We start from the raw sequence: 25,333 nt of genomic DNA, 5'->3' as shown, positions 1-25,333 counted from the left end.
GTCCCAAATGTAAAAAGCAATCATTCAGGGCTACGTTTAACGAACATCCAAAGTGGGTTCGTTTTTGCTTGTGTTGTGATTATAAAGAAGTGAATCCAGCATATAGTCCATTTGTATATTAAGTAGATTGATACTAATAGGAAAGGATATTACGGTATGAAACCATGGATTAAGATTGCTTGTATAACATCATTAGTCTTTCAAATTACAGCATGTAGCAGTTCAACACAAACAAATGATTCAAAACCTGCCCAAACGGCCCAGGAAGCAATCCAGCAGAATGTAGAAGGAAAGAGTAATGTTGATATTCCGGAAGCATACAGGGACAAATTAAAAGGATTAGAAACGGGTAAAGGAAAAGTAATACATGTAAAAGACGGAGATACAGTAGATGTAAAAGTAAACGGGAAGAAGCAGACGGTAAGGTTACTATTATTAGACACCCCTGAATCTGTTTCTCGAAAGATTCCGCCACAAAAGATGGGTAAAGAAGCATCTTCTTTTCTAAAGAAACAAATAAAAGGAAAAGATGTAACCCTGGTATATGATCATGGACAAAAAGAAGACAAGTATGGCAGAAAATTAGCGTACATATTTTGCGAGGGAATACATGTAAATGAATTAATGGTCAAATTAGGATACGGGATTGTAGCTTATATTACTAAACCGAACACTACACTGCTTCCACAAATGTTAGATGCAGAAAAGAAAGCAAAATCAACTAAAAGTGGAGTGTGGAGTATCAAAGGCTTTGTGGATGAAAAGAAACATCATTATAACCGAAATGATGCCGCTTAACGCATATCACTCAAGCATAGTAAGAATACTAATGCTTTGAGATTAAAATAAGGAGGTTTTTAAGTGTGAAAGAGAATAAAAGAAACATGATCTTATCGTTTGTTATTTCGATTGTCTTTATATTTTCGAGCATGATGCCTTTCAGTAATAACGAATACATCTATGTTATTTCAAAAATTGGAGCTGCAGCTGGTGTAATAAACATTGTGATGATGAGTGTTTTTTTGTATGTTCAAAGCAAAAAAATGAGATATTCATTGAATTAAACTGTAAGAGAGAAAGTTTTCCTTACTCACATTAAAAAGAGAGTGGTAAGGAAAACCGTGAAGGAGATGGAATAGATGAGTCAGGTAGCGGGATTCTTGAAATTCGTTTTAGCGAAAGAAAAACGATACGTATATTTGGCTGTATCAGAAAAGAGAAACAAACGTGTAAACACGCACATTTTTTATAAATTTGGTCAAATGGAAAAAGCATTGGAAAGTATGTACGAAATGCGGGATGATTTCGAGAATAAGTTCCCGATAGAACTAAAAGAAAAAGGATATGATTGGGAAGATATCAACGATTGGATACTTTCCATTGAGACAGGATTCTCAAAGCATGGAAATAAGCTAATCACATACGGACGCTAAGTAGAGCAGAACATTAAATGAGGTGAATGAAGAATGGCGTTAATTCGAAAGTATCATATTGCAATTGCTTGGACGATAGCTACTAGTGCAATGTTAATTAGTTTGTTTTTCAGTGAATGGATGAAGCTGCCGCCATGTGATTTGTGCTGGTACCAAAGAATGGCCATGTATCCATTAGTATTAATATTGGGTATAGGCATGTATAGAAAAGATCCATACGTAAGTACATATGCATTTCCATTTGCATGTATTGGCTTATTAATAGCCGTTTATCAAATAACGATTCAGGCTTTTCCTGTTAGTGAGATGAAGATTTGTTCAGTAGGAGTTTCTTGTACAGAAGATTACTTAAATTTATTCGGTTTCATCTCGATACCTATGCTATCATTTGTTGGATTTTTAGCTATTATAGTATTTTTATATATAAAACCAGATAGTAAGTAGTAGTCAAACAGAACGATAAGTATGAACTCTACAAATTTAGATACAAACAAATTTATTCAAAATAAAATAAAAAATATTAAGGAGATAACAAAAATGACAACAATGCAACTAAATAAAGAAATGAACAAAATTCCAGAGGCAGATGTAGAATTACTTAAGATCATGGCTCACCCAGTTAGGCTACAAATTGTAAAAGAGTTAGAACATCGTAAGATTTGCAATGTAACACAGTTAACGGAGCTATTAAATATACCTCAATCTACCGTATCTCAGCATCTATCTAAAATGCGCGGGAAAATTCTTCGTGCAGAAAGAAAAGGATTGGAGATGTACTACCATGTTGCGAATGCTAAAGCATGCCAGATTGTCGGAGTATTAGGTCTGTAATTCTAACTCAAAATAGAGTGATAGAAAGAGTATTGTTAAATATAGCTGCAACAGCTGATGTACTGCAGAATGATAAATTCACAAGCTTAGAGTGTAGTCCTTCTAATAATGGAGGAGCTGACTGTGGTGAAAAATTGATATAAGAGAGTTAATAAAAAAGAGTGCAGAACATGTCTGCATTCTTTTTTATTGTGCCCTAGATACAATAGATAAAGTATTTTGTTGTGTACGACTATGAATAGGGGGTACCGTGTTTTGCTATGCAAAAACGATACTTTCGACTTTTCAAGCAAAGGAAATATCGAGTTTATTGATGTGTATAGTGAAGATTAAAGTTTAGAATATTCTGTGTCAACATTATCAATTTACTATAGTTTACAATTATGTAAAAATAGAACTGATTATAATTTTCCGTAAATATTAGATTAAAAGCTATCAAAGGGGTAATGTGAGCATTTATAGCCTGCTTATAAACGGTGACTGGGGATACAAACAAGAGTGTGATCAAGTACTGGTAGAATTTATCAAACAAAATGAGGTGACTGTAACTTGAGAGAAATTGCGAAAAAAGTACAAATGATACGTTTACAAGAGGAGCATTTTGGTCGTAAGGCAGACGCAGAACAGTATTCTGCCAAGCAATGTAAAATAGAAAGAGAGAGTATTAAATTAGAAAAAAATATAGTTAAAAAACGAACTCAAAAATTTCAAACGACAGAAGAAAAATGGGACACAAAATGTAAAAAAGCAGTACAATTATTTAATAAAGGAGAGGAATATCCAACTATTGCAAAAATACTGAGGTGCAATGTGAGTAGTTTGTATAGAGAACTTAAGAAACGGGGCGCATTACAAATACCAAAGCAGGTAGCAGCATCTAAATCATTAAAATCACCCATAACATCAACACAAACAAAAAAAACGAATTTCGAACGATATAAAGAATATTATATGTACAAATAGAAGAATTCATGGCTATAAATCTATACCTGATTCTTTAGTATTAATAAGCTCAGATTATACAGGATAAAATGAAAAAATGCATATTTAGCAGCAAATCTTCTTACAGTATTTATAGAACATCTGCAAATGTTAAAATAAGAATAATTTGTCTAAAGTAAAAGAATCCCCATGTCATAAAGGATTCTTTTAGAAGGGTTAGAGAGCTGTCGTTACTTGTCTCATATCCATTTTACGTACAATAGTAAGAAAATTCAATCTTATTTTATGTTTCTCAATATATTTTGTTCATTTTTATATTCTAATATAGATAATTCTTTTTATTTATGTATTTCTCTCTACATATCTTCTTGGAGTGAATCCTTATACTAAGGATTCTTTTTTTATTGCTTCATATATTAATATAATTTAAATAAAGTTCTAAAATGTAGTATATTAATAATGAAATGCTGGGGTTCATGATAGTTTATAAAGCAACTGTTGAAATCGCCTGCTTATAAAGGAATTGTTGTTTTCCATTGCTGGAGATCAGCACTGAAAATTTATCCACTGCAATAATGATTCCAGGTATTCTAACTCCGTTGATTAGAAAAATATTTACTACTCTTTTTTCTTCAATTAATTTTTTATAAAAATTTTCTTGTGAATACATTAATAGCCTCCTCATCTCTATGAATATTCTAATTTTTTAAAATTCTTTTCAGGAATGTAATGGTGTAATTATAACATTTTTATGGAGATTCTTATAAAATATAAAAGCCCTCACAATGAAGTGAAGACCTTCGTTTATTTATCATCCGCCAGTATGGCCGTGAGCATATTGTACGATTTTATCCTCGCTAAGAGCTTTCTGTGTATCAGTTACATTGCTAGCGTTAAACATAAATGTGAATACAGCTGTTAATCCAATTAAGCTAAATATTATTTTTTTCATTTTAAAGCCTCCTTTTCAAAGTTTTGTTCTTCTGCTTGATGGCTAAGATAAAAATAATCACTTGCTTTTGAGCGGTTATTTTCTTGATGGAATAAAACTGCTAATTTTTTAGCGTATTCTTGCACATATTCATGTAGCTCTTCTCTATAAAAATAAGAAATTCCTGCTTTAATTGTCTTTTCTAATTCGTCAGCAGTGACTTGTTGATTTAATTTTTCTAAAATTAAAAAGTGATGTTCATACTCTTCATTTTTAAGTTCTCTACAAATTTCCAATCCTCTATCTATAAGGTTAGAAGTTTCTTCGTATTCGCCAATTTTCATATGCTCTCTAGCTTTGATAAAGATCGCTTTATAATCTTTAGGGAGTTCTTGTGTAACTTCAGATAGATAGCGTATTGCTAATTCCGATAAATTTTGGCTAGAATACATTAAACCTAAGTTGTGACGTACAAACGTAATGTATTTTTCTTCGCCAGATTTTTTAAATGTATTAATAGCTGTAATAAAGTGTTCTTCAGCTTCCTCAAATTGTTTTAAATTCGTACAAGCCAATCCAATTAAATTATCACATAATCCAATAGTAGTCTCATATCCTGCATGCTTTTTGAAGATCTCCTTTGCTTTGGTAGATTCTTTGATTGCTGCAAGAGGCTTATAGATATGGTAATGAAAAGTTGATAGTTTGAAATAAAATTCAGCGTGTTCAATTTCATCCGGAATATGGTTTAATAGTACTTCGGCCTTGTTATAATGTTCCCTTGCACTTGTGAAATTACCTGTAATATTCGAATGAATAGCTTTAAAGAAATAGTAGTAGTATTGTAAAAACTGATCTGCAGGTACATCCAATGAATCCACTTTATCAAAGCTTTCTTTCCCGATACTTAAACTATCAATCATATATTGATGACGAAAATCTAGTAGAGAATAGTATAGAAGTAGATTTTGGTCTTCCTCAATGCTATGTATTTTTTGGTCAATCTCAAGTTTTAATTTATGCGCCTCTCCTATGTGTCTGGCACGAATCTCTATATACCAGTCATTTAACATTTTGGTAACTTGCTCATTCCCCTTTACTGAAACAATTATTATATATTCCCCCATCCTATAGAAGTAACTTAATGCTATTTATTACCATCATAGCAAACTAGAAGCATTATTTGAGTGATTTTAAACTATTTTTCAACAAAATTCAGAAAAAATAGTTAACTTATAGTAATTTTCTTTATATTAATACTTTCATCTATACCAATTCACATTTGCGTGAAAGGAGAGTGCTTAGAAATGAAAGCAGAACGAATTTTTGAGGGTACTAGTGAAGATGGAGTATGGAATAAGGCTATATTCAAGGTGAAAGAAGGTATCTATTATTATGTATCTGAGAATAGTACGATTGAGGTAACTGGACATGAATTTCTAGATGTATGCACATTAGAAGAAGTACACCAGGGAGATGATCATAATTTGGTTGCTGTAAAAGGGGATGAAAGAGACCTTTTACAACAGTTAGAGCTGGATGGTTTTAATTGTGAAGACGTTGAATGGGGAGACCTTAATCTATTGGATAACGAAATTCTAAGTAGTAAGGATGCAATAGAAGAATGGGAAATTGAAGCATCTACATTACGCAAAAGAATAAATGATTTTCCAAAAGGTTCAATTCGTAAAATTGGTACAACATTTGCTGTGACTAGATTTGGGATGCGCTGTGTCTTCGGTTCAAATAATCGATAAGAAAAATAAGATAAGGGAGTGGCTATCAATGAAGAATCACATCAGGAGTTCTAATGGGCAATTACTGCAAACCAATAAGACATGATCGCACCTAAAACAAAAGCAGCGTGAAATCATATTTCACTGATGATGTCCGCTAATACTTAACGTAAGTTTTGGTTCCATTGCTACACATACCCCCTGCTTCTCAAGAAACTGAGAAATTGAAAATTCAAGCTGAGAATGAGAAGTTAAAAGCGGAAAATAAGAAGATCGAAGCTGAAGGTAATGCTGAAAAAGCTCGTATCGAGGCTCAAGGTCAAGCTGATGCAAACCATAAAGTTCAACAATCACTAACTCCCGAAGTACTTGAAAAGATGGAGAAAGAAGCTAGAATCAAACATGGCTGGGTTGAAGTTAATGGTGGCTCGGTAATCACACAAAAATAATAGAAAGAAGACACTCAAACGAGTGTCTTCTTTCTATTATTTATAAACATCCACGTATAAATCAAATCCAACTCTAACCCCATTAGAAGATTTATTTTCTTCTAGAATTTTATAGTATTTAGGTATTGTTACCCCAGACATGTCAAATTGAACATTATACCAAGTGCCATGCTGCTTATATTCTGAACTTAATCTTATAGTTTTTACAATTTTATTAGTTGCTGTATCTACTAAATGGTATGCAATATCTGGAGAAGCATCATTAGCTGTAGACTCTTGCCATCCATGTATCGTAACTTTCTTATTACTCTCTAAATAGAATTTTCCTATTGCTTCATAAGGTTGAGATCCACTAGCGATATACTTGTCCACCGGTCCATTGAAAGTTTGAAGAGTGTTTACTGCCATAGTTTGTACGTTGTATGTTTTATATAATGCTGGTTGAGATTGATTTGAAGTTTCTTGGGCGCTTGCTAGAGTGCCTTCGCTTAATAGCATAGAAGCTGCGAGTACAGACATGATAGTTTTTTTATTATTTCATTCCTCATGATACGGTTTTTTGATAGTTCTTATGAACTTCATATTTACTGTACATTAATACTGTATATTTGTATACACGGTTAAAGATATGTTAACGAAATAGTCATAATATTTAGATTTTAAATATTTCTCAACTTTTTTCTTATTGACATAAATTAAATAGAATCTAAATGTGAGTTAAATTAACTACTTAATCGGAGGTAATTTAATGTTAGAAATCACAAAAGTACAATTAGGGGTACAGACACACCGCTATCAAGCTAAGAAAAGGAAATACCCCCAAGTATCGAACTTTCTAAACCAGCTAAACAGAAAGGTTCACCAAAGTAATATACAAAAAAGGGACTAAGAAATATTTCTTAGTCCTTTTTTTGTATATTACTTATTGAACCATAGCAGATACGATTACAGTAAATTCAGACGTAGCATTTTTAGGGTTGGCAATATAAAGAGATCTTTTAGATACGACACTTGTTCGATTGCCACTTAATACACCAGAGAAATGAGTAGGATCTGGTGCAGCGGACTTATCTTCCATTACATTAAAACTAATAAAATCCGGATCTCCCCCACCTTCAATCTCCCATTTTAAATATTTTGTTCCTGCAGGAAGATTTTCAGTACTAAAGTTGCCACTGGAACGATTTTTCTGTCCTGGTTGTGGTCCTTTACTCGATCTTACTCTTGCAATCTCTACTGTCGCTTTTGTTTCCATATCCATTCCCCTTTTCATAATAAAGATATATTTTAGTTAGGTTACTACAGTAACCTAACTAAAATATACAATTTGTAGAAAAAAATGGGTATTGAGAAATATTGAGACTTCTTTATTAATTCAAATTCTTTATTCATAAATTAAAGCATATATTTTTATTCCAACTAATGATGTAGCATTCCTAACATTATCAATGTACATTTCTTTTTTTTGTACTACTTCAGTTCGATTTTCGTGTAAAATATCGCTAAAAATAAGGTCATCCATGTCCCGAAATTTATCTTCCATTACATCAAAAAGAATATGATCTAAATCGCCACCACCAGCTAGTTCCCATTTCAAAAACCTTGTGCCTTCGGGTAAAATTGCAGTGCTAAATAACTGACCTGGATATGTAATTGTTATTAATTGTTTCCTTTTTATCTTCATTTCCATACCCCCTTTTTCATTAAGCATCATTTACTAAAATATATATTTTTTAGAGGTATTTAGGTATTGATAAATTTTACATAATAGCCGTTATCGACAATCAAAAACATTCGAATTCTATTATGTTGCCTTCAGGATTTAGCTAATGACTTGTAACTTTCTTAAATAGAGGTAATACCAGTACACCCACATATAAGGGATGATATAGGAGAAAAATGTCCAAACAATATTCCAGCCGTTACCATATACGACTTTCCCACTTAAAACTAATGTCATTTCAAGAAGAGTAGTAAATAGCGATATGAAAAAGACCATCAAGTAAGGTCTTTTGGTTTTCTTTATAAAGAATATCAAGTAACTTGCCAAAATCGGATAAACTCCTATATTGAAAGGTAAGCCAGACAAAGTTTTTTGATTAAGGAAAGGAGCAATTCTCCAAAAACCACAATAAAAGCCGAATTCATTTACAACAAAAGCAACAACACAAAAAAATGAACCAATCAGAGGTATAATCCTTCTCTCTTTTTTGTAAAGATGAAAAATTCCAACAGCCCAAGGTAACACAAATGCAATTAGAATATTAAATAGCATTTTGACTCTACCTTCCTTTCCTTATAACCATCTTCACCTTACTCCTTATAATTTAAACTAAAAAAGTTTTCCGAACCAACGCAATATGATAATTACAATCCACTGAGGTATGATTAAATTATAAGACTGCTTAATTCTAATTTTGCTTTCAAAAATATATCCCATATACAAATCTAATTTACATAACCAATCATTATCGGTATCCAATATATTTAGGAATCTAAAAGAATCCCTTCAGAAAACCCTTAGATGTTTCACAGTTCCAAAAGGTTATACTTATGGTTTTTTTTATTTTCATACATCTAAAGATAAAAAGAATCCTTGATACGTCTGTAAAGTGTTTCAAAAGGTTTGAAAACATATTTTTGAAGTACTAAATAATTAATGAGACCTTTTGAAGTATTTTTTGTTATAATTTCATATAGAAACAATTTTGAAGGGATGTCTATTTTTTGAATACAAGAAAATTCGGATATATAAGAGTCAGTAGCAAAGATCAAAATGAAGATCGCCAGATTGAAGCAATGAAACAACTCATCACTGACAAACGAGATATTTTTGTCGATAAGCAGAGCGGAAGAGACTTTAACCGTGAACAATACCAACTTGTAAAACGCATGTTAAGAAAAGATGATATTTTATATATCCACTCCTTAGATCGTTTCGGAAGAAATAAAGAAGCTATCCTTCAGGAATGGAAAGAAATTACCCAAAATATACAAGCTCATATTGTCGTATTAGATATGCCACTTTTAGATACAACTCAATATAAAGATAGTTTAGGAACTCTTATTACTGATTTGGTACTTCAAATCTTATCGTGGCTTGCTGAAGAAGAACGGACAAAAATAAAAACTCGCCAACGTGAAGGCATTGAAGCTGCAAAGAAAAAGGGAAAGAATTTAGGGAGACCCACAACCGAGATAACCCAAGAATTTATTGATTCTTATAATCAATGGAAAGAAGGGAAGGTCACAGCGCTATACGCCATGAAAAGATGCAATATGACTAGTCCTACATTTTACAGAGTGGTCAAAAGATATGAAAATAGGGAGGTATAAAAATCAATATCCTTACAAGAGAACTCAAAAATACAATACAAGGATTTTCAGCTTATTTATTTAACAAAGGAAGAAAACCCTCTACAATCAAGCGCTATATATACGATGTGGAAAGTTTTATTCAATGGCTGCACCAATCAAAAAGGTTTACTGAAAATAATCTTTTTGAATCACTCCATAAAAAAGATTTCGAAGCTTTTTTTAATTATTTAAAAGAAGTTCGTCAATACTCTGATAAAACTATACACCGCATATATATTGTCTTAAATAGATTGTACGAATACTTAGATTTACCAAGTCCAATTGAAGGAATTATTCATATAAATCCACCTGATCGGGCATTACGCAGTCAGGATTTTGTTTCTTTCCAAGAAGAGAACATTTCTATCGTTAAGTTGCTTCTGGACTATGGATTATCTTTAAAAGAGCTTGTGTCTTTACGAATGTACCACGTTCATTTCGAAAGTAATACGTTATCTATTGCTGAAGACTCAAAAATAAATCGTACAATCCATTTGAAAGAAGAGGACAAATTACATTTATATAATTACTATAAAACTATTCCTGAACCTGTTCGCCCAAAATACCACAGCAGCGATCCATTATTTATTGCTTTTGACTTTACTCGTGGGACATACCATTGGAGCTATGACGATAATGCACCAAAGTTTCTAACTGAAATCTCGGTACAAAAAATGATCCGTTTAGAAGTGAAACGTGCTAATCTTCGAAAGGGAATTTCTGCCCAACACTTTCGGAACTTCTTTTTTTTAAGGGAAATCAAACAGAAAAACACCCCTGAACAAATCATGCAGCAGATTGGATTTAAATCTCACTTATCCTTAAAAAGATATTACAATTACTATAAGAAAACTACAGCGAATACAGATTAAAAACAATCTCTTAATATGTAATTTATATATATCTACAGATTTACAATGAAAAAGATAAGAATTAAGCTTTTTTTACTACCGTTAACGGTGATTATGTGAACTTCACATCAGATTGGTATTTAATTTTTATAAGTTGATTGAACATCTAAAAGGAGTATGGGGTATTTTGAGAAAAACTAAACTGAGAAACTATGTGAAATTATTCTTTCTCTACTTAATTATAATTTTAATATATTTCCTATTGTTTGATTACAGTAAAGTGTGTATTAAGGCAAAAATAAATAACGAATTTTTATATCAATTGTATATATTAATAGAACGTATTAGTATGGGTTTGGGAATATATTTTATTCCAGATAAGCTAGGTATTAAGATTAAATTCAGATTTAAATTTCTTATAGCAGTTATCGCAATGATAACTACTATAATTTCTCTTGGTATAGTCGGTTTAATGGAATAGCTTTGATAGCTTCATATTTTATTATTAAGTGGCTTGATAAAAAGTTAACGTTTAGCAAAATCTATATTTCTACAAATAATTGCACTTCTGCTAGGTGGGGTTATATTAACTGATGTAGACATCCTCACTTGAATTCCACAATATGGTATAATTTAGTTGTGAAGTTAAAAGGGGTGTGGTATGGAAGACGTATATGGGGTCACTATATCAAAAAAAGAAAATTGTAAGTTTAGGCGCAATTTAGACATAAATTAATCTAGTAAACCTTCCAAACCAAAAAACATTCATCAAGTCGGGAGCATAAAAATATTAATTAGCTAGGGTGATAATATGCATATTTGGACACTGACGAATTGGCAGAAACATTATAATCTTGAAGAGAAGAGTCACCGTACTGGATTACAGTTGAAATTTGATAAAGATGTTGATCCTGAAATAAGAAGAGCAATTAAAGAATTTTGTAAATGGTTGCGACAAGAATATTTTTTCCCAGTTAGAGTGCCTATATATACGTTAAATCTGTATATAAAATTAAAACAATGTAAGGAGAGTTAGTTTATGGAATATTCTTCGAGCCATTTGATCGAAATGATGAACCGTATATTCGCATTTCAACAGGGGATTATTATGATACGTTAGAGAAAAATGGAAAAGATAACGCATTAGGATTTTATCTGGTTACTATTGCGCATGAGTTGACGCATTATTTCCAATGGATTAATGGTATAAATTTAACCGCAATTGGATATGAAAGGCAATCTACTACCTATTCAGAATATATTATTGATGAATATAAAGAAACGAGAGAGCACCCTTAATAATCTCCTTAATTAATAAAATCGGTTTTGATGCAAAAATTTAGGATAAAAACATAGATTTAATGTATTACACAAAAGGTTAAAAACCAGTAAAAATCTGTCCAAACTGTGTCTAAACGTACAATTTTCTTTTTTTGATATGGTTACCCCTAATATGTGAGCACCTATTGTAATTGTAGCTGGGCTTGCTGGTCTAGTCGTAACCGGAGCCTTTACATACGTAACATATCTAAATAGACAAGCGCAAAAGAAAATAAATCAAGCCGCTACAATTATTGAGCGATCTCAATCCATTACTACCATAGCTCAAGAAAAAATCGATGAATTATTAGAAAAACAAATAGAACTTAATGAATTATCTACCTCACTTGCTACAAATCAAAAAGCAGATATAACTCTTAAAAATAAAAATATCAAATTAGATTTTATCAAAAAAGGTCTGTTAACTTTACATTCTGAAATACACGGGACGTTTTTAAACGAACCTACAGAACTTCAAGAAAAATATGACATGTTTAAAAATAGCTATAATCGTTTAGGAAATACCCATACAAAGTTATCCTTAAAATGTAATACAAAGATAATAAAAGGTAGGGTTATAAACATACAAGATATAGAAAATAGTAAAACTTTAGAACATGAATGCACAGAACTAAGACTAGAAATCAATGATTATCTAGAAAAACTTCCCGAAAATGACTAATTAACAAAATATAGATTTGAATCATATTTCTCAATGGACAATATAAATTAATGTGGTAAAATATTATTCGGATGAAAATCCAAATTCATATTATTAAAATTAAAGTGGTTATCAAGTCGGAGGAAGGCACCTTAGGGTGTCTTTTCTTTATGCAATTTAGAAGCTTGGAAAAGGGTATGTAATAATGCATATTAAGTCGATTGGATATTATGATATACTTTCAAAGTGTGATACATGATTTCTTTAGATTGGAAAACTAAACCTTATCTACCCAATTGTGGGGGACGCCTTATGGCGTCTTTTTTTTTCAAAAGGACCTGCTCAATTAATCCCTAAAAACATAAAGTAAAATGAATCCGTTAAAATACCTAAGTGACCCCTTCTAGGGGGCATTTCTTTTTATTAGCTTGATAGCGATGTGGCAAGCACCCTATAAAAGGATAAGATGGGGCGCTGTATGCGATGAAAGTCGCACGTACAGTGCTAAGCGGGGGAAAAGATGGAGATAACTTCAAAGTCTTACCTATCGCAACTAGTTTAGCTGTAGTTTGACAAAAAAGGACCTGCTATAAATAGCAGGCCCTTTCCTAAAATGGCAAAGAGTAACTCTTACCTTACTCTTCTCTAAATATAATATATCACTTTAATTAATAACGCGATATATTGATTTAAAATTTTTTATGTATTTAAAAAAATGAGAATATACCCTAGTGCGGCGCACGACTAGGGCATAAAAGTTAGTTGGTAAATATCTTCATAATTAATACTAACACATTATTTATATGCAATATAAATAAATTATAATATTTAAATACATTGCGATGAATTTTTATGAAACCTTCATTTTGGACTAAAGGAGGATGAATATGCGTATCAAATAGTAATCACCGTTAGTATTTTAAATAAAGCTGAATTAGAAAATAGTGTTCTTAAGATAAATATCTTGAGAACACTATTTTTTTAGAGCTACTATTGTCATCACTATAAAGTAGTATACAATCTTTAAAACAAAAAGGGCTTAATCAAACATAGAAATTTCATTTTGGGGGCAACTTGTTCTGTTAGGTTGATGGGCATGTATGGTGACCCCTAATAGATAAATAAGGTGGTAAGGCAATGGATAAACAGCAGCGAGATAAAGAAGAACGAGAAAACATCATCAAAATGATACGAGATTTAAAGGCTAGAGGAGTACATAACAGCGCGGAAGCTATTGTAAATCATCATGGATACATCGTTTTAGCGGAGTTAATTAAATAGAAGAGCCCCGAGCAAAGGGATGTTGAGGGATTCGGGGCTCTCTAATATGAGTTGTACCGAGAATGAAGGGACTCGGTAAAGTTATATTATCATAATTTTCAAAAATAAAAAGTGGTAAATGTGTCCAATTGAAAAGCCCATAGAAGAGTATATCACTCTAGCTAAATAGAGAGGGGAATGGGAATTGAATCTAGAGAGTTTTGGTCAACAGCTAATAATTACTGGTCTTGTGAGATTAGTTGAGGAAGAAGATTATACGCCACATGAAGCATTTCAACTGTTAGAAACGATTAAAAGAAATACGTTCCATACGCTTTTAGAACTAAAAAAAGAGTCTAAAGCTAAATAAAAAATGAGCCATGAGTGTGAAACTCAACGGCTCATTTTATAAGGGTAAGGTCGAATTGGTGACCTTACAAACTTACAATACCACAAATTCACAAATATAGATAAGTCTTCTATCTTCTGAATATTCAGTAATCTAACGGTATCTCCCACCTAGCAAATGGGTTCCTGGATATTCCGATGCGCGAAGCATCAGAAAGGAGTGAGAATAATGTATCCCCTAGCTAAAAACTAGCATAATAAAAAGCCTGTACAGAAGCACAGGCCAGTTGTAACACAACGGTAATTATATTTTAACAGAATAGTTAGAAATTATCAAAGCAAAATAAAAAAACGACTTACCCCTAAGACGGTTTGGATATTAAAAATGAAAAAACGCCCAGTTGGGAGACAGGGCGTTTCTCGAAAAGTCGAAAGATTAAGATGCCTTCATTATATCACATCGACTTTTCGTAGTAAATAAGGAGGAATGTGGAAATGAAAGTTTTAACAAATCAAACCTTGTATCAACGTGATCATTGCGGAAAACGCCTACTTACAAAACACGGCGCAAAAGTCCATGAAGAACAATATTGCTCAGTGGTTCTAGAAAGGAAAAAAAAGAAAAACAAGCTAAATGCAAGCACAAAAACATAGATACGCATTATGGATACATCCCTGGTGAAGCAGTTATGGAACCGCAGTATGACTATTGTGTAGATTGCGGGAAAACAATCGGATGGGGTGAAAGATGTGGTTGAAATTAAAGATAAACATGTAGAACGTGCAGTCGAAACTTTAAAGCAAATGTCTGATAAAGAACAAGACAGTGTGAAAAAGATAGATCTTGACTATGTAATCACAGTTTTAACAAATAAACCACATGGCGAAATGCCGTTCTAGGAGGAAATAAACTATGAAACTTTATGACTTAACAAATAATTACCGCGAACTACAAATGATGATTGAGGATGGCGTAGATCCATCAGCATTGGAAGATACATTACAAGCAATTGAAGAAAGCATTCAAGATAAGGCGCAAAATATCGCTCTATTAATCCGCAACCTTGAAGCAGATACAGAAGCTATCAAGTTAGAAGAAAAACGATTAGCAGACCGTAGAAGAGCGGTAGAAAACAACTGTAAGAGCTTAAATAAGGAATGTTATTTTATTTTGTGCGAGTTTGACCTACTATTTTGTATGTGATCTACTTTCTATCTTATAACAATCCGCCAATATATCTTTTAAATATTCCTTATATTTGGAGCATAGCATTTCTGGAGAAATGATTTTAATTTCTTTACCGAAAGACAAAAAATACTGAACTAGAAAATCTATCTCCTTTTCTCCAAAAGTCCCAATAATGTATTTATTTTCTTCTTCTTGAAGAGATATGTTATCGTAAATGCGTTTATAGAACTGTTCGAACCCTTTATCACTAACTTTGACTTTAAAAGAAAAAGGGCGTTGTGTATTTAATTGTTTTCTAAATAAAGAACTAATTGTCTCTTCAGTAAAAGGAATGCTTTCTTTATCTTTATACTTTACGGATTGAATATAGTCACAACGAAAATTTCGAAATTCATTTTTGTCTAAACCCCAACTAAAGCAATACCAATTTCCATCCGTAATTAATAATCTTAGGGGTTGAATGACTCTTTGATTGTTGCCATAGCGACAATAACTGATTTCTATTACCTTTTTATTGAATATTACAGAGAAAAGTTCTCCTAAAAAGGGAGACTCTTTTTTTGATTTGTTCCTACAAATTGGATGACTTGATCCGCCTATTGAACCATTTCTTTTTGCTTCTTTGGCAGTATAGCTAATAGTTTTTCTTTAATTTCTTTGTAGTCTTTATCAAATGGAGTTTTTAACAATGTTTTTAATAGTTGTAGCGAAAAGAATATAGAATGTAATTCATTATTACTAAAATAAATTGGTGGTAGAAGTTGATTTTCTAACATGTGATATCCACCATGACTTCCCTTTTCAGAATAAAGAGGAACACCTAGTTCTTCTAAGGAAGAAATGTCTTGTAAGGCGGTACTTCTAGAAATATCGAATTCTCCAATCAAGTCGTTAAGGTTAAAATTCTTTTTTGAATTGATATAGATCATTTCTTGAATGAGTCGCTCGTCTTTTTTCATAAAAAGCTCCTAATGGTATCATGTTTTGATACTATTCTATCATATACTGAAGGTATCAAAAATAAAGGTGTGAAAGTATTATGAAACAGTACTCTAATGCTGAAGAATTAATTGAATCAATCGATAAAGCCTATAAGAAATTTATTGAAGAATTTAAGGTGATTCCTGAAGAGTTGAGAGATAAACATATCTCTGAAGTGGATAAATCTCCTTCTGAAATACTTTCTTATCAATTGGGGTGGATCAACTTGTTGTTATCGTGGGAAAAAGACGAACAATGTGGACTTGACGTACAAACGCCCACTCCAGACTACAAATGGAATAACTTAGGTAAACTTTATCAATCTTTTTATGAGCAGTACGGTGTTTTAACCTTAAAACAGCAGGAGGAAGAATTGACAAAGTTAGTTCGAAAGTTAGTCGATTGGATAAATGATCTTTCTGAAAAAGAATTATTCCAATCAGAACAAAGAAAATGGGCCACAACAAAAGCAATGTGGCCTGTTTGGAAATGGGTGCATATCAATACAGTTGCTCCATTTATGAATTTCAGAACTAAAATTCGCAAATGGAAAAAAATAGTTTTATAAGTAATTTAAGAAAAGTAAGTATCCAGAAAGTTAGACAAAAGACAATAAAGTCCATTTCTTATACACTAAAAGAAATGGACTTTATTTATTTGAATTTTCTTAGTGTACGAAATTCGCGCTTTGTTGAAGGAACCTCATCGCTATCAAGCTAATACAAAGAAAGAGAAATGATTATATGAAAACATCACTTCTCTTTCTTTGTATTTACGAGTGCCTCCAAAAAGAAGGAATGGTTGACGTACCCCATAAATGATTACTTTTTCATCCATGTATCTACTAATTTTTTATTCTTTTTTATCCATTTTTCAGCGGCCTGTTCAGGGTCATTCGATTCATTAATCATGGTCATCAACGTTCCGAGTTGCTCATCGGTCATGTTCCAGTTATCAAAATACTTTATAAGCTCTGGATAATCTTTTTCAAATCCTTTACGAACAGAGTAATAAATATCATCTTTTTCTCCATACACCTTTTTAGGATCTTTTAAATATTTAAGATCAAACTCTGAAAAAGCCCAATGTGGATTCCATAATGTTACTGCAATGGGTTTCTTTTGACTATATGCTTTTTTTAATTCACTCATCATAGCGGCTTCTGAAGATTGAACAAGATTTAGCTCTATCCCATATTTGTGTATCGCTTTATCTGTTAAGCCCATTAAACTGCTACCAGGTTCAATACCAATAATTTTATTGTTAAATTTATCCTTATTTGCATTCAAATCCTCAATACTATTGATATCTGTCATGTATGAAGGAACAACTAAACCAAGACCAGTACCTTTATACCACGCTGACTTTATTACAACATCATCCTTATATTTTTCATATAATGGCTTATCAGTAATTGGTAGCCAGACCTCTAAGTTGGCGTCCACATCTCCTCGTGCTACCCCGGTCCAAACGGCTGCCTTTTCTAAATATAACAATTCAACTTTATAACCTTTTTCCTCAAGTAATACTTTCCACATATTTGCGGTAGCTATGTTTTCTTTCCAACTCGTTACACCAATTTTAATTTTTCCCTTTGCATTACTGTTCACGCCACTACAAGAAGTAGTAATTATGCTAATTAATAATAGTATGCACAGAAGCCATATTTTTTTCTTCATCAAGCTCCTCCTAGTCTCTATGATTAGATATTTCTTCTTTAACTAACGCAGAAAATTATTTCGGTAAAGCTAAATACTTTATAATTATAAATAAATATTTTATAATTATAACTATGAATAATATAAACTAACTATTAATAGCTTAACAAAAAAATAAAAAAAAGTCTTTGATGAACTATTGTAATGTACTATTTGGTTTAGAAATAGTTACAGTATTTGTATAGAGTCAAAGAAAAGGAGTGAAAGAATGAAAGAAACGAAATTACGTGTTGAAAACGTTACAAAAGTATTTGGAAAGAACCCTTCTAAAGGAATCGCTTTACTAGAAGAGGGAAAAAGCAAAGCTGCTATATTAAAAGAAACTGGTATGAATATTGGCGTGAACCAGGCAAAATTCGATGTTTATGCTGGCGAAATATTTGTCATTATGGGATTATCCGGTAGTGGGAAATCTACACTTGTTCGTATGTTAAATCAGTTAATCAAACCGACTTCTGGCCATATATATATTGATGGTGAAGATATCGCAACAATGGGAAAAGAATCTCTTCGAAAAGTAAGAAGAAACAAAATGAGTATGGTATTTCAAAAATTCGCCTTATTCCCTCATCGAACGGTTTTACAAAATGTTGCATATGGTTTAGAAATACAAAAAGTATCAAAAGAAGAACGAGAAACAAAAGCGTTAGAATCTCTAAAATTAGTAGGTCTAGAAAACAATAAAGATAGTTATCCGGAACAACTTAGCGGTGGTATGCAGCAGCGTGTTGGTATCGCAAGAGCACTAACAAATAATCCAGATGTCCTACTGATGGATGAATCATTTAGTGCTTTAGATCCGATTATTCGAAAAGAAATGCAAAATGAATTATTAGAACTGCAAGATAAAATGAAAAAAACGATTATTTTTATTACACACGATCTAGATGAAGCACTCCGAATTGGTGATCGTATTGCTTTAATGAAAGACGGAGAAATTGTTCAAATTGGAACACCAGAAGAAATTATGGTGAGCCCTGCAAATGAATTTGTAGAGCAATTTGTTGCTGATGTAAATTTAGGAAAAGTTTTAACCTCTGAATCCATTATGAAAAGACCGGAAACCTTATTAATTGATCGCGGTCCACGTGTTGCACTCCAAATCATGAAAAATGCTAGTGTTTCTAGCGTATATGTAGTGAATAAGAAACATGAGTTTTTAGGTGTCTTAACTGCTGATAATGCTAGTAAAGCTGTTAAAAGACAGGTTCCGATAGCGGATTTATTAGTAACAGACATTCCTCCTGTTTATTTAGATACTCTATTAGAAGAAATGTATATAAAAATGGTTAAGGCAAAGTTACCTCTTCCTGTTCTAGATGATAAACATAGATTACGAGGGATAATAAAGCGTGAAAGTATTATTCAAGCTTTAGCAGGAAATATAGAGGAAGAGGTGAATGATAATGAATAGTATTCCACGGATTCCTTTAGGAGAATGGGTTGATACACTTGTTACAAGTTTGTATCAGCATTTTGAAGGGTTTTTCAAAGGATTTTCTTTTATTATCGGAGGATTTGTTGATTTATTAACAAATCTATTAATATTCATCCCAGCCATTATTTTTATTACAATCACATGCCTATTAGTTTGGTACACCTCCCGTAAAACTTCACTGATAGTATTTTCTTTAATTGGATTTCTGTTTATCCTTAACGTTAACTATTGGGAACAGACCATGCAAACACTAGCGCTTGTCTTGACGTCTGTTATTATCTCTATCATTATAGGTATACCAATTGGGATTTTGGCATCTCAGAACGAAAGGTTTTCCAAATTTTTAAAACCAACTCTTGATTTTATGCAAACAATGCCTGCATTTGTTTATCTTATTCCGGCAATTACATTCTTTGGTGTTGGAGTAGTACCAGGTATTATTGCATCTGTTATTTTTGCAATGCCACCTACTATTCGCTTTACTGAGTTAGGGATTAGGCAAGTACCAGAAGATTTAATTGAAGCAGCTAATGCCTTTGGTTCAACATCGTCACAGAAACTATTCAAAGTACAGCTTCCACTTGCAACTGGAACAATCATGGCTGGTGTAAATCAGAGTATTATGCTTTCTCTATCAATGGTTGTCACTGCATCTCTTGTCGGTGCACCAGGTCTTGGCGTAGACGTTTATCGGTCGGTTACACAAGTTAATATAGGTATGGGCTTTGAAGCAGGCCTTGCTATTGTAGTAATTGCAATTATTTTAGATCGAATTACACAAGGTTTTCATAAAAAATAATTATAATGTACATACTAAAAGTTATTATTTGAAACCGCTAGAAATTTATTGCTTAAAGCTGGTGTAAGTAAGGTAATATTAGTTGGTATTATCCCTTTTAAGTAGACAGTGTAAAAAGACTACATTCTTAATGTGGAATGTTACACTATACTTGAAGGGATATTTTAATGCCAAAAAAAGAACAACATTTCAAAAATATGCAGAGACATTTAAATTGAAAGCTGTACATTTGTATAAAAATGATGGACGGAGCTATGATGCAATTGCTAAAGAACTAAGAATGCCAATTACTACTCCATTGAAAATGTGGGTAAAACAAATTCCAAATGGTAACTCACTTTCTCCATATTCACTTATCCAATGATAAAGAGCATTCGAATGGATAGATAATTCTTTTGAAACCTCTTTCACAAATATATTCTCTTCCAATAGTAATTGGACTGCAGCCAATTTAAATTGACGATTATAGACTTTTCTACTCATAAACTGAATCACCTTTTTCTTTTAACTTAGTGTGCAATTTATTGTAGCATCTCCAATCCTTTTTAATTCCAGTGATATCTATAATGATTAAGGTATGTCATATATCTCTTTATCTCTTGTTTCAACTCAGTAAAACACTCGTAAGGTTTTATATATGCTTTATCTTTCAGATAGCCCAAAAACGATTCTTGTGGTGCTTTATCCCAACAGTTTCCTCTTTTTCACTAATTTCTGGTGGGTAGGACTTGTGTAGTGAGAATCTTAATCAGATTACCATATTCATGAACAGATACATCCAATTATTAATATCTTAATGAATACGAGATAGACGAAGAGTAATTTCAATTTCTATTAATGTTTCATGAAGTACTGGATATCTAACTACATTAGTATGGCGAGGATTTAGTTTTTTAAAAATTAAGAACAGTCAGTCTTAATTCTATAAATTTACTATATATTACATTTATGTAAGTGTTATTATAAGAGCGTTTTTCAAAACTTTCCCCTAATAAAGTTTTGAAAGAGTTGTCTCAGTATTCTCCATGTTGTAAATATGCCAAGAAAAGAGAATCCATTTGGGTTCTCTTTTTCTTTTAAATTTGAGTCCTTAACCTCAAATTTAAAAGACGCATTAATAATTGTGATAATTTAACAAAAAAATCACCTTAATATACAGCAAATACAAAAAAGACCGGATATTATATCCGGTCTTTACTTATTATTGATTAACTGGATTTTCACAATATTTCTTTGCAATTGCACTTGCCATATCAATTGCCCTTTGTAGAGTAGCGTGTTTAGAACTAAAATCATAAGGCTCAAATCCAAATTCTTCATAAATTTCAAAGGAGATGCTTGTTACAAGTCTATACTTTGAAGGGATAGCTTCATTATCAATTGTTAAATGGAAATCATAACGATCATCAAAACATAATAGTTCAACTTTGAATGTATTATGTGTGCTTGCTTGGCGAAATTGATAATACTCAACTGGATATAAATAATCACCTTCATTTTTGTAGTTAAAGTCTTTAAAAAAAATCTTAATCAACGCCCCTCGTGTGTTTTTTGGGATATTTCCTATTTTTATCATAAACTCTTACCTATTACAAAGTACATAATTATTAGATTTATTATTTATAAGTGTTTCAAAAACGATGATTTTTGATAATTGTGAAATGAACAAAATTTAATCTTTGCAAATCGCTTAACTACGTTATCAAAACTATTATCAAAATCATATTAACTTTAACTCCCCTTTATGATAAAATTATCTGGTAAAGGTTAGGTGATTTCATGAACTCATACATTTATGGCTACGCAAGGGTAAGTACTCAACAACAAGATTTGATTCGTCAACTAGACATGCTTCAAAATTATAACTGTACTGAAATTTTAACTGAAAAAGTAACAGGTACGAAAAGTGATCGTCCAGAGCTTACTCGATTAAAAGATAAAATTAGACCAGGTGATACATTAGTTGTTGAAAGCTTTTCTAGATTAGGAAGAAGTACCAAAGATTTAATTGAACTTGTTGATTTTTTTGAGAATAAGGGAGTTAAGCTAATTAGTATCAAAGAGCAATTTGATACTAATACACCTCAAGGAAAATTGATGTTAACTGTATTTCAAGCATTCAGCCAGTTTGAAAGAGACTTAATTTCTCAACGTACTCAAGAGGGACTTGAAAGTGCAAGAGCAAGGGGGAGAGTCGGTGGACGTCCTCGTGTTAAGGATAGCTTCATTCAAAGGGCATTAAAGTTATATGATTCTAAAGAATATAGCATACAAGAAATTGTAAACATGACAGGTATTAGTCAGGCTACGCTTTACCGATACATACGAAAAAATAAATAAACTGAAAAAGATGAATTTGCTTATATAAAGAATTACATTATAAAATAGTAAGAAGAATAGAAAGACAGGGAGAGGAAACCCATGTCCACAAAATTAGTAAATTTACGTATTGATTTCGATTTTAAACAGTTATTCGGAACGAAGGGATTTTAACTGGATTTCTAAACGCTATCCTAGAAGAATCTTTAGATGTACCTATTGTATCTCTACAACTAGAAGATCCACATCTTCATAAATCTTATGAAGATGATAAGTTATCCATATTAGACTTATTAGCAACACTAGATAACGGAACACAAGTTAATATCGAGATTCAATTACGGAACACACATGATATGGTCAAACGCTCTTTATATTACTGGAGTAAACTCTATACATCCCAAATGCAAGAAGGGATGCCGTATCGTTCACTTCGGAAAACAATTACCATTAACTTATTAGATTTTATATTATTCTCCCAGGATGATTCATTTCACACCATAGGACAATTATGGAATCCCCAAAAGCAACAGATACTAAGCGATGATATTGAAATTCATTTTGTAGAAATTCCAAAATTGGTCAAACAATGGCGTGAAGAAAAAGTAAATCCATGGGAAAATGCATTTGTTCGCTGGATGTTACTATTACCAGCACATGAAGATGAACATTTAACTCAAACATTGGAGGAGATTGCAATGAATCAAGATCCAATTTTACAAAAAGCGATGAATAAGTGGGGAAATATGAGCCATGACTCTTCTTTCCGAACAGCTTATGAAGCTCGTGAAAAGTTACTTCTAGATGAGCAAGCTAAGTTAGCACATGCTCGAGAAGAGGGCTTAGAGGAAGGCATTGAAAAAGGTATTGAGAAAGGGAAAATTCAATTAATTCGTGGTATGCATAAAAATGGTATGCCATTAGAAGACATTGCAAAATTCACAGGTCTAAGTACAGAAGAAATACGAAAATTACTATTGTAATACGTATTATCGCAAAGTTTTTTATTTAGTCCTTTAAACATCAACTCCTTAAAATATTTTTTCCTCTTTTAAACAGTTTGCTTTTAATTTATATTAGTGTGATTTTAAAAGTAAGTTGTACCGTTTGTAAAAAGTTTGATTAAAAATCCTATATAAGGGGTCACCATATATCATAAAGTTTACTATGTAAAAATGTTATATTCTTAAATACATCGTAGACTTTCTAATCTAATTATTGCTCTTTATGCTATAAAACAAGACTTCATAACAGAATAAATCATATTCTCCTATAGCTATAGTGAAAAGTTTTCATATTAAATATTGATAATTTTCTGCATAAATATTATCAATTTACATTTTTTTGTATTGATGCTAATGTGATTGTAATGCGTATCGTTCGCAAAAATATAATAATTTGCAATTATATGAAAAACACCCTTGTCTACTACAAATAATTGTATATTATTTGTGTACCATAATTATTTAAGGGGGATTAAAAACATGAAACGATTTAATCATAATTTAGACATAAAAAAATTAACAGGGATTGCATTAGCGAGTGCTATCGGTTTTAGTGGTCTTGGTGTTTTGGGGACGAGTGTAAGTGCCGCTGAAAATACAAATTATGTAACTGTAAACCAAGGAATTAAAGCTGAAGATATGTCTATGAGACAATTACAAGATGCTGTACAACAAAAAAATGACCCTTTTATTAATCAAGTTAAAATATTCATAAATAAGCATTTTCAAGAATCTGAATTTTTATGGGGGAAAGTAAGTAAACAGTTAAAAATTGATATAGTCGATTTATTGGTAGGAAATGAAAAAGATTACTCCAAGAAAGTCGATGCTGGCCTTAAAAATCATTTTAAAGAAGTACCCGCTTTATTAAAATTAGCTAGCCCTGGATTCGTAAAAGATTTAATTAAATTACTAGATTACTTACCAGAATAAAATGCAGCTATATTTTTAGAAGAAACTCATTCGAAATGGAAGAGTGGAGAAATAACAGCTGTTATTTTTATGGAAAAGTTAGAACTAAAGAAAAACACACTTTATAAAATAATGAAAGAACATAGAGAAGCAACGTAACATCTATCTTATAAGAATTGCTACTTTGCTCCTATTAGTAAGTAAGCAGGTACTCCCATGAATTATCCAAAATAAAAAAGTCAAAGCCATGTGGTATACATGGCTTTGACTTTTTTATTGTATTAATCTTCATCTTCATCTAATGTATTATGGTTATTCTTATAAACGTCCGTAGAAGTTCTGTTTAAATTTGTTATATGTGTTTCCTCACCAAATTCTGTACTATAATTAGGTTTTCCATATTCTTTACGATTCATTTCTTGATTCGCATCTTTCATCGGTTGAAACAACTGTGTTAAGCACATTAATCCACTTAGTCCAACAAGAGCAAAGATTACTCTTGCCAAAAAGGCGTTCTGTCCACCAAATATTGCCCCTACGAAATCAAACTTAAAGAAACCAATTAGCCCCCAATTAATAGCACCAATAATAACTAAAGCTAAGGCAATTCGCTGTATAGTTCTCATTGATATAACACCTCCTTCTGTCTCAACTTTTAAAACTATGTACAGGAATACTATGTATTATTCCTGCTTGAATCGTTAGCTTTAATTTTCATTTAAAGTGATAGCCCATAATTCAACATAAGTACATTCAAATGCCATAATATAAACTTTGACTAATATTTTAATGTTTTTATTATTTAGTACTGCCATAAGACTAGATGATATTACGGTTATCTGTACTGCAATAAT

General features: G+C 31.9%; 33 protein-coding genes and 4 pseudogenes. 23 read left to right on the top strand and 14 right to left on the bottom strand.

Features of this window, described 5'->3' with window-relative positions; all coding sequences use genetic code 11:
• The first annotated feature begins 156 nt into the window (after window positions 1-156).
• The 6 genes from MR155_RS27685 to MR155_RS27660 all read left to right on the top strand — a co-directional run bounded on the left by MR155_RS27685 (window position 157) and on the right by MR155_RS27660 (window position 3,227).
• The gene (locus MR155_RS27685; RefSeq protein ID WP_201038193.1) at window positions 157-798 is read left to right on the top strand and encodes a thermonuclease family protein; all 642 of its coding nucleotides are present in this window, start codon (window positions 157-159) and stop codon (window positions 796-798) included.
• A 65-nt stretch (window positions 799-863) separates the two neighbouring features.
• Window positions 864-1,064: a hypothetical protein gene (locus tag MR155_RS27680; RefSeq protein ID WP_078205195.1), complete on the top strand. Its 201-nt coding sequence runs from the start codon at window positions 864-866 to the stop codon at window positions 1,062-1,064.
• A gap of 75 nt (window positions 1,065-1,139) precedes the next feature.
• Window positions 1,140-1,433, top strand: coding sequence for a hypothetical protein (locus tag MR155_RS27675; protein WP_002139809.1), 294 nt, complete (start codon window positions 1,140-1,142; stop codon window positions 1,431-1,433).
• A gap of 33 nt (window positions 1,434-1,466) precedes the next feature.
• Complete coding sequence (locus MR155_RS27670; RefSeq protein WP_078205194.1) at window positions 1,467-1,877, top strand: disulfide oxidoreductase; 411 nt, start codon at window positions 1,467-1,469, stop codon at window positions 1,875-1,877.
• Between the two features lie 93 nt (window positions 1,878-1,970).
• Window positions 1,971-2,264 (top strand): ArsR/SmtB family transcription factor, encoded by a 294-nt coding sequence (locus MR155_RS27665; protein WP_151304208.1) that lies wholly within the window; start codon window positions 1,971-1,973, stop codon window positions 2,262-2,264.
• A 549-nt stretch (window positions 2,265-2,813) separates the two neighbouring features.
• Window positions 2,814-3,227 (top strand): hypothetical protein, encoded by a 414-nt coding sequence (locus tag MR155_RS27660; protein ID WP_137057965.1) that lies wholly within the window; start codon window positions 2,814-2,816, stop codon window positions 3,225-3,227.
• 463 nt (window positions 3,228-3,690) lie between these two features.
• Here the strand turns inward: MR155_RS27660 and hfq are convergent, their stop codons facing one another.
• The 3 genes from hfq to MR155_RS27645 all read right to left on the bottom strand — a co-directional run bounded on the left by hfq (window position 3,691) and on the right by MR155_RS27645 (window position 5,249).
• A complete protein-coding gene (hfq, locus tag MR155_RS27655; RefSeq protein ID WP_151304209.1) occupies window positions 3,691-3,876 on the bottom strand; it encodes an RNA chaperone Hfq in 186 nt (61 codons plus the stop codon).
• Between the two features lie 141 nt (window positions 3,877-4,017).
• A complete protein-coding gene (locus MR155_RS27650; protein WP_170972660.1) occupies window positions 4,018-4,158 on the bottom strand; it encodes a hypothetical protein in 141 nt (46 codons plus the stop codon).
• On the bottom strand, window positions 4,155-5,249 hold the full coding sequence (locus MR155_RS27645; RefSeq protein ID WP_242311627.1) for a response regulator aspartate phosphatase: 1,095 nt from the start codon (window positions 5,247-5,249) through the stop codon (window positions 4,155-4,157). Before MR155_RS27645 ends, MR155_RS27650 begins: the two co-directional genes overlap by 4 nt.
• A 195-nt stretch (window positions 5,250-5,444) precedes the next feature.
• Between MR155_RS27645 and MR155_RS27640 the strand changes: the two genes are divergently transcribed.
• Both MR155_RS27640 and MR155_RS27635 read left to right on the top strand, forming a co-directional pair.
• Window positions 5,445-5,894 carry a helix-turn-helix domain-containing protein gene (locus MR155_RS27640; protein WP_078205189.1) on the top strand — a complete coding sequence of 150 codons (450 nt, stop codon included), beginning with the start codon at window positions 5,445-5,447 and terminating at the stop codon, window positions 5,892-5,894.
• 203 nt (window positions 5,895-6,097) lie between these two features.
• Window positions 6,098-6,322 carry a hypothetical protein gene (locus MR155_RS27635; RefSeq protein WP_078205188.1) on the top strand — a complete coding sequence of 75 codons (225 nt, stop codon included), beginning with the start codon at window positions 6,098-6,100 and terminating at the stop codon, window positions 6,320-6,322.
• Between the two features lie 36 nt (window positions 6,323-6,358).
• On the opposite strand, the gene MR155_RS27630 is transcribed toward MR155_RS27635, so the two are convergent.
• From MR155_RS27630 to MR155_RS27615, 4 genes are all read right to left on the bottom strand, one after another.
• The gene (locus tag MR155_RS27630) at window positions 6,359-6,841 is read right to left on the bottom strand and encodes a hypothetical protein (protein ID WP_242311621.1); all 483 of its coding nucleotides are present in this window, start codon (window positions 6,839-6,841) and stop codon (window positions 6,359-6,361) included.
• Between the two features lie 403 nt (window positions 6,842-7,244).
• On the bottom strand, window positions 7,245-7,577 hold the full coding sequence (locus MR155_RS27625; protein ID WP_242311619.1) for a DeoR family transcriptional regulator: 333 nt from the start codon (window positions 7,575-7,577) through the stop codon (window positions 7,245-7,247).
• A gap of 129 nt (window positions 7,578-7,706) precedes the next feature.
• Entirely contained in the window at window positions 7,707-8,006 is a 300-nt protein-coding gene (locus tag MR155_RS27620) for a hypothetical protein (protein ID WP_078205187.1), read from the bottom strand.
• 138 nt (window positions 8,007-8,144) lie between these two features.
• Complete coding sequence (locus tag MR155_RS27615) at window positions 8,145-8,597, bottom strand: CBO0543 family protein (protein WP_242311618.1); 453 nt, start codon at window positions 8,595-8,597, stop codon at window positions 8,145-8,147.
• A gap of 452 nt (window positions 8,598-9,049) precedes the next feature.
• Between MR155_RS27615 and MR155_RS27610 the strand changes: the two genes are divergently transcribed.
• From MR155_RS27610 to MR155_RS27575, 9 genes and pseudogenes are all read left to right on the top strand, one after another.
• Complete coding sequence (locus MR155_RS27610; protein WP_242311617.1) at window positions 9,050-9,658, top strand: recombinase family protein; 609 nt, start codon at window positions 9,050-9,052, stop codon at window positions 9,656-9,658.
• A gap of 8 nt (window positions 9,659-9,666) precedes the next feature.
• Window positions 9,667-10,551: a tyrosine-type recombinase/integrase gene (locus tag MR155_RS27605; RefSeq protein ID WP_242311625.1), complete on the top strand. Its 885-nt coding sequence runs from the start codon at window positions 9,667-9,669 to the stop codon at window positions 10,549-10,551.
• Between the two features lie 166 nt (window positions 10,552-10,717).
• Window positions 10,718-11,011 carry a hypothetical protein gene (locus MR155_RS32100; protein WP_313897566.1) on the top strand — a complete coding sequence of 98 codons (294 nt, stop codon included), beginning with the start codon at window positions 10,718-10,720 and terminating at the stop codon, window positions 11,009-11,011.
• 330 nt (window positions 11,012-11,341) lie between these two features.
• Entirely contained in the window at window positions 11,342-11,566 is a 225-nt protein-coding gene (locus MR155_RS27600; RefSeq protein WP_242311616.1) for a hypothetical protein, read from the top strand.
• Window positions 11,567-13,648: 2,082 nt separating this feature from the next.
• Window positions 13,649-13,792, top strand: a complete 144-nt coding sequence (locus tag MR155_RS27595) for a hypothetical protein (RefSeq protein WP_002144241.1) — start codon at window positions 13,649-13,651, stop codon at window positions 13,790-13,792.
• A 184-nt stretch (window positions 13,793-13,976) separates the two neighbouring features.
• On the top strand, window positions 13,977-14,141 hold the full coding sequence (locus tag MR155_RS27590) for a hypothetical protein (RefSeq protein ID WP_242311615.1): 165 nt from the start codon (window positions 13,977-13,979) through the stop codon (window positions 14,139-14,141).
• Between the two features lie 473 nt (window positions 14,142-14,614).
• Window positions 14,615-14,773 carry a hypothetical protein gene (locus MR155_RS27585; protein ID WP_242311614.1) on the top strand — a complete coding sequence of 53 codons (159 nt, stop codon included), beginning with the start codon at window positions 14,615-14,617 and terminating at the stop codon, window positions 14,771-14,773.
• A 96-nt stretch (window positions 14,774-14,869) separates the two neighbouring features.
• Window positions 14,870-15,019: a hypothetical protein gene (locus MR155_RS27580; protein ID WP_201063658.1), complete on the top strand. Its 150-nt coding sequence runs from the start codon at window positions 14,870-14,872 to the stop codon at window positions 15,017-15,019.
• Window positions 15,020-15,032: 13 nt separating this feature from the next.
• Window positions 15,033-15,284, top strand: a pseudogene (locus MR155_RS27575) (siphovirus Gp157 family protein); the annotation flags it as partial.
• 24 nt (window positions 15,285-15,308) lie between these two features.
• On the opposite strand, the gene MR155_RS27570 reads toward MR155_RS27575, so the two are convergent.
• Both MR155_RS27570 and MR155_RS27565 read right to left on the bottom strand, forming a co-directional pair.
• The gene (locus MR155_RS27570) at window positions 15,309-15,806 is read right to left on the bottom strand and encodes a WYL domain-containing protein (RefSeq protein ID WP_242311623.1); all 498 of its coding nucleotides are present in this window, start codon (window positions 15,804-15,806) and stop codon (window positions 15,309-15,311) included.
• 98 nt (window positions 15,807-15,904) lie between these two features.
• Entirely contained in the window at window positions 15,905-16,267 is a 363-nt protein-coding gene (locus tag MR155_RS27565; protein ID WP_242311613.1) for a helix-turn-helix transcriptional regulator, read from the bottom strand.
• 80 nt (window positions 16,268-16,347) lie between these two features.
• Between MR155_RS27565 and MR155_RS27560 the strand changes: the two genes are divergently transcribed.
• Complete coding sequence (locus MR155_RS27560) at window positions 16,348-16,857, top strand: ClbS/DfsB family four-helix bundle protein (protein ID WP_002144233.1); 510 nt, start codon at window positions 16,348-16,350, stop codon at window positions 16,855-16,857.
• 253 nt (window positions 16,858-17,110) lie between these two features.
• Here MR155_RS27560 and MR155_RS27555 read toward each other — a convergent pair whose 3' ends face one another.
• The gene (locus MR155_RS27555; RefSeq protein ID WP_078205179.1) at window positions 17,111-17,968 is read right to left on the bottom strand and encodes a glycine betaine ABC transporter substrate-binding protein; all 858 of its coding nucleotides are present in this window, start codon (window positions 17,966-17,968) and stop codon (window positions 17,111-17,113) included.
• A gap of 247 nt (window positions 17,969-18,215) precedes the next feature.
• Here MR155_RS27555 and MR155_RS27550 point away from each other — a divergent pair, with 247 nt between their 5' ends.
• Complete coding sequence (locus tag MR155_RS27550; RefSeq protein ID WP_078205178.1) at window positions 18,216-19,421, top strand: quaternary amine ABC transporter ATP-binding protein; 1,206 nt, start codon at window positions 18,216-18,218, stop codon at window positions 19,419-19,421.
• Window positions 19,414-20,244 carry an ABC transporter permease gene (locus tag MR155_RS27545; RefSeq protein WP_002169659.1) on the top strand — a complete coding sequence of 277 codons (831 nt, stop codon included), beginning with the start codon at window positions 19,414-19,416 and terminating at the stop codon, window positions 20,242-20,244. The genes MR155_RS27550 and MR155_RS27545 overlap by 8 nt, the downstream gene beginning before the upstream one ends.
• Window positions 20,245-20,496: 252 nt before the next feature.
• Here the strand turns inward: MR155_RS27545 and MR155_RS27540 are convergent, their stop codons facing one another.
• From MR155_RS27540 to MR155_RS27530, 3 genes and pseudogenes are all read right to left on the bottom strand, one after another.
• Window positions 20,497-20,727, bottom strand: a complete 231-nt coding sequence (locus MR155_RS27540) for a transposase (RefSeq protein WP_242311612.1) — start codon at window positions 20,725-20,727, stop codon at window positions 20,497-20,499.
• Window positions 20,728-20,789: 62 nt separating this feature from the next.
• Window positions 20,790-20,985: pseudogene (locus tag MR155_RS27535) on the bottom strand (IS3 family transposase); the annotation flags it as partial.
• A 460-nt stretch (window positions 20,986-21,445) separates the two neighbouring features.
• Window positions 21,446-21,820 (bottom strand): hypothetical protein, encoded by a 375-nt coding sequence (locus tag MR155_RS27530; RefSeq protein ID WP_002187324.1) that lies wholly within the window; start codon window positions 21,818-21,820, stop codon window positions 21,446-21,448.
• A gap of 203 nt (window positions 21,821-22,023) precedes the next feature.
• Here MR155_RS27530 and MR155_RS27525 point away from each other — a divergent pair.
• From MR155_RS27525 to MR155_RS27515, 3 genes and pseudogenes are all read left to right on the top strand, one after another.
• Window positions 22,024-22,581 (top strand): annotated as a pseudogene (locus MR155_RS27525) (recombinase family protein); the annotation flags it as partial.
• An 84-nt stretch (window positions 22,582-22,665) separates the two neighbouring features.
• Window positions 22,666-23,546, top strand: a pseudogene (locus MR155_RS27520) (Rpn family recombination-promoting nuclease/putative transposase).
• 501 nt (window positions 23,547-24,047) lie between these two features.
• Entirely contained in the window at window positions 24,048-24,500 is a 453-nt protein-coding gene (locus MR155_RS27515; protein ID WP_113937269.1) for a hypothetical protein, read from the top strand.
• A gap of 260 nt (window positions 24,501-24,760) precedes the next feature.
• Here MR155_RS27515 and MR155_RS27510 read toward each other — a convergent pair whose 3' ends face one another.
• Entirely contained in the window at window positions 24,761-25,105 is a 345-nt protein-coding gene (locus MR155_RS27510) for a DUF378 domain-containing protein (RefSeq protein ID WP_078205603.1), read from the bottom strand.
• Between the last annotated feature and the right edge of the window lie 228 nt (window positions 25,106-25,333).

Source organism: Bacillus cereus group sp. BfR-BA-01331, assembly GCF_022663915.1.
GTDB classification, from domain to species: Bacteria; Bacillota; Bacilli; order Bacillales; family Bacillaceae_G; genus Bacillus_A; species Bacillus_A mycoides.
This window is presented reverse-complemented; position numbering and strand designations above follow the sequence as displayed.

Excerpts from the sequence above, each read along its gene's own strand:
- MR155_RS27670 (WP_078205194.1), top strand. The coding sequence starts at position 1,467 with ATGGCGTTAATTCGAAAGTATCATATTGCAATTGCTTGGACGATAGCT.
- hfq (WP_151304209.1), bottom strand. The coding sequence starts at position 3,876 with ATGTATTCACAAGAAAATTTTTATAAAAAATTAATTGAAGAAAAAAGA.
- MR155_RS27555 (WP_078205179.1), bottom strand. The coding sequence starts at position 17,968 with ATGAAGAAAAAAATATGGCTTCTGTGCATACTATTATTAATTAGCATA.
- MR155_RS27615 (WP_242311618.1), bottom strand. The coding sequence starts at position 8,597 with ATGCTATTTAATATTCTAATTGCATTTGTGTTACCTTGGGCTGTTGGA.
- MR155_RS27560 (WP_002144233.1), top strand. The coding sequence starts at position 16,348 with ATGAAACAGTACTCTAATGCTGAAGAATTAATTGAATCAATCGATAAA.
- MR155_RS27685 (WP_201038193.1), top strand. The coding sequence starts at position 157 with ATGAAACCATGGATTAAGATTGCTTGTATAACATCATTAGTCTTTCAA.
- MR155_RS27550 (WP_078205178.1), top strand. The coding sequence starts at position 18,216 with ATGAAAGAAACGAAATTACGTGTTGAAAACGTTACAAAAGTATTTGGA.
- MR155_RS27510 (WP_078205603.1), bottom strand. The coding sequence starts at position 25,105 with ATGAGAACTATACAGCGAATTGCCTTAGCTTTAGTTATTATTGGTGCT.
- MR155_RS27595 (WP_002144241.1), top strand. The coding sequence starts at position 13,649 with ATGGATAAACAGCAGCGAGATAAAGAAGAACGAGAAAACATCATCAAA.
- MR155_RS27625 (WP_242311619.1), bottom strand. The coding sequence starts at position 7,577 with ATGGAAACAAAAGCGACAGTAGAGATTGCAAGAGTAAGATCGAGTAAA.
- MR155_RS27515 (WP_113937269.1), top strand. The coding sequence starts at position 24,048 with ATGAAACGATTTAATCATAATTTAGACATAAAAAAATTAACAGGGATT.
- MR155_RS27565 (WP_242311613.1), bottom strand. The coding sequence starts at position 16,267 with ATGAAAAAAGACGAGCGACTCATTCAAGAAATGATCTATATCAATTCA.
- MR155_RS27675 (WP_002139809.1), top strand. The coding sequence starts at position 1,140 with ATGAGTCAGGTAGCGGGATTCTTGAAATTCGTTTTAGCGAAAGAAAAA.
- MR155_RS27620 (WP_078205187.1), bottom strand. The coding sequence starts at position 8,006 with ATGAAGATAAAAAGGAAACAATTAATAACAATTACATATCCAGGTCAG.
- MR155_RS27540 (WP_242311612.1), bottom strand. The coding sequence starts at position 20,727 with ATGAGTAGAAAAGTCTATAATCGTCAATTTAAATTGGCTGCAGTCCAA.
- MR155_RS27545 (WP_002169659.1), top strand. The coding sequence starts at position 19,414 with ATGAATAGTATTCCACGGATTCCTTTAGGAGAATGGGTTGATACACTT.
- MR155_RS27650 (WP_170972660.1), bottom strand. The coding sequence starts at position 4,158 with ATGAAAAAAATAATATTTAGCTTAATTGGATTAACAGCTGTATTCACA.
- MR155_RS27530 (WP_002187324.1), bottom strand. The coding sequence starts at position 21,820 with ATGATAAAAATAGGAAATATCCCAAAAAACACACGAGGGGCGTTGATT.
- MR155_RS27640 (WP_078205189.1), top strand. The coding sequence starts at position 5,445 with ATGAAAGCAGAACGAATTTTTGAGGGTACTAGTGAAGATGGAGTATGG.
- MR155_RS27665 (WP_151304208.1), top strand. The coding sequence starts at position 1,971 with ATGACAACAATGCAACTAAATAAAGAAATGAACAAAATTCCAGAGGCA.
- MR155_RS27600 (WP_242311616.1), top strand. The coding sequence starts at position 11,342 with ATGCATATTTGGACACTGACGAATTGGCAGAAACATTATAATCTTGAA.
- MR155_RS27585 (WP_242311614.1), top strand. The coding sequence starts at position 14,615 with ATGAAAGTTTTAACAAATCAAACCTTGTATCAACGTGATCATTGCGGA.
- MR155_RS27630 (WP_242311621.1), bottom strand. The coding sequence starts at position 6,841 with ATGTCTGTACTCGCAGCTTCTATGCTATTAAGCGAAGGCACTCTAGCA.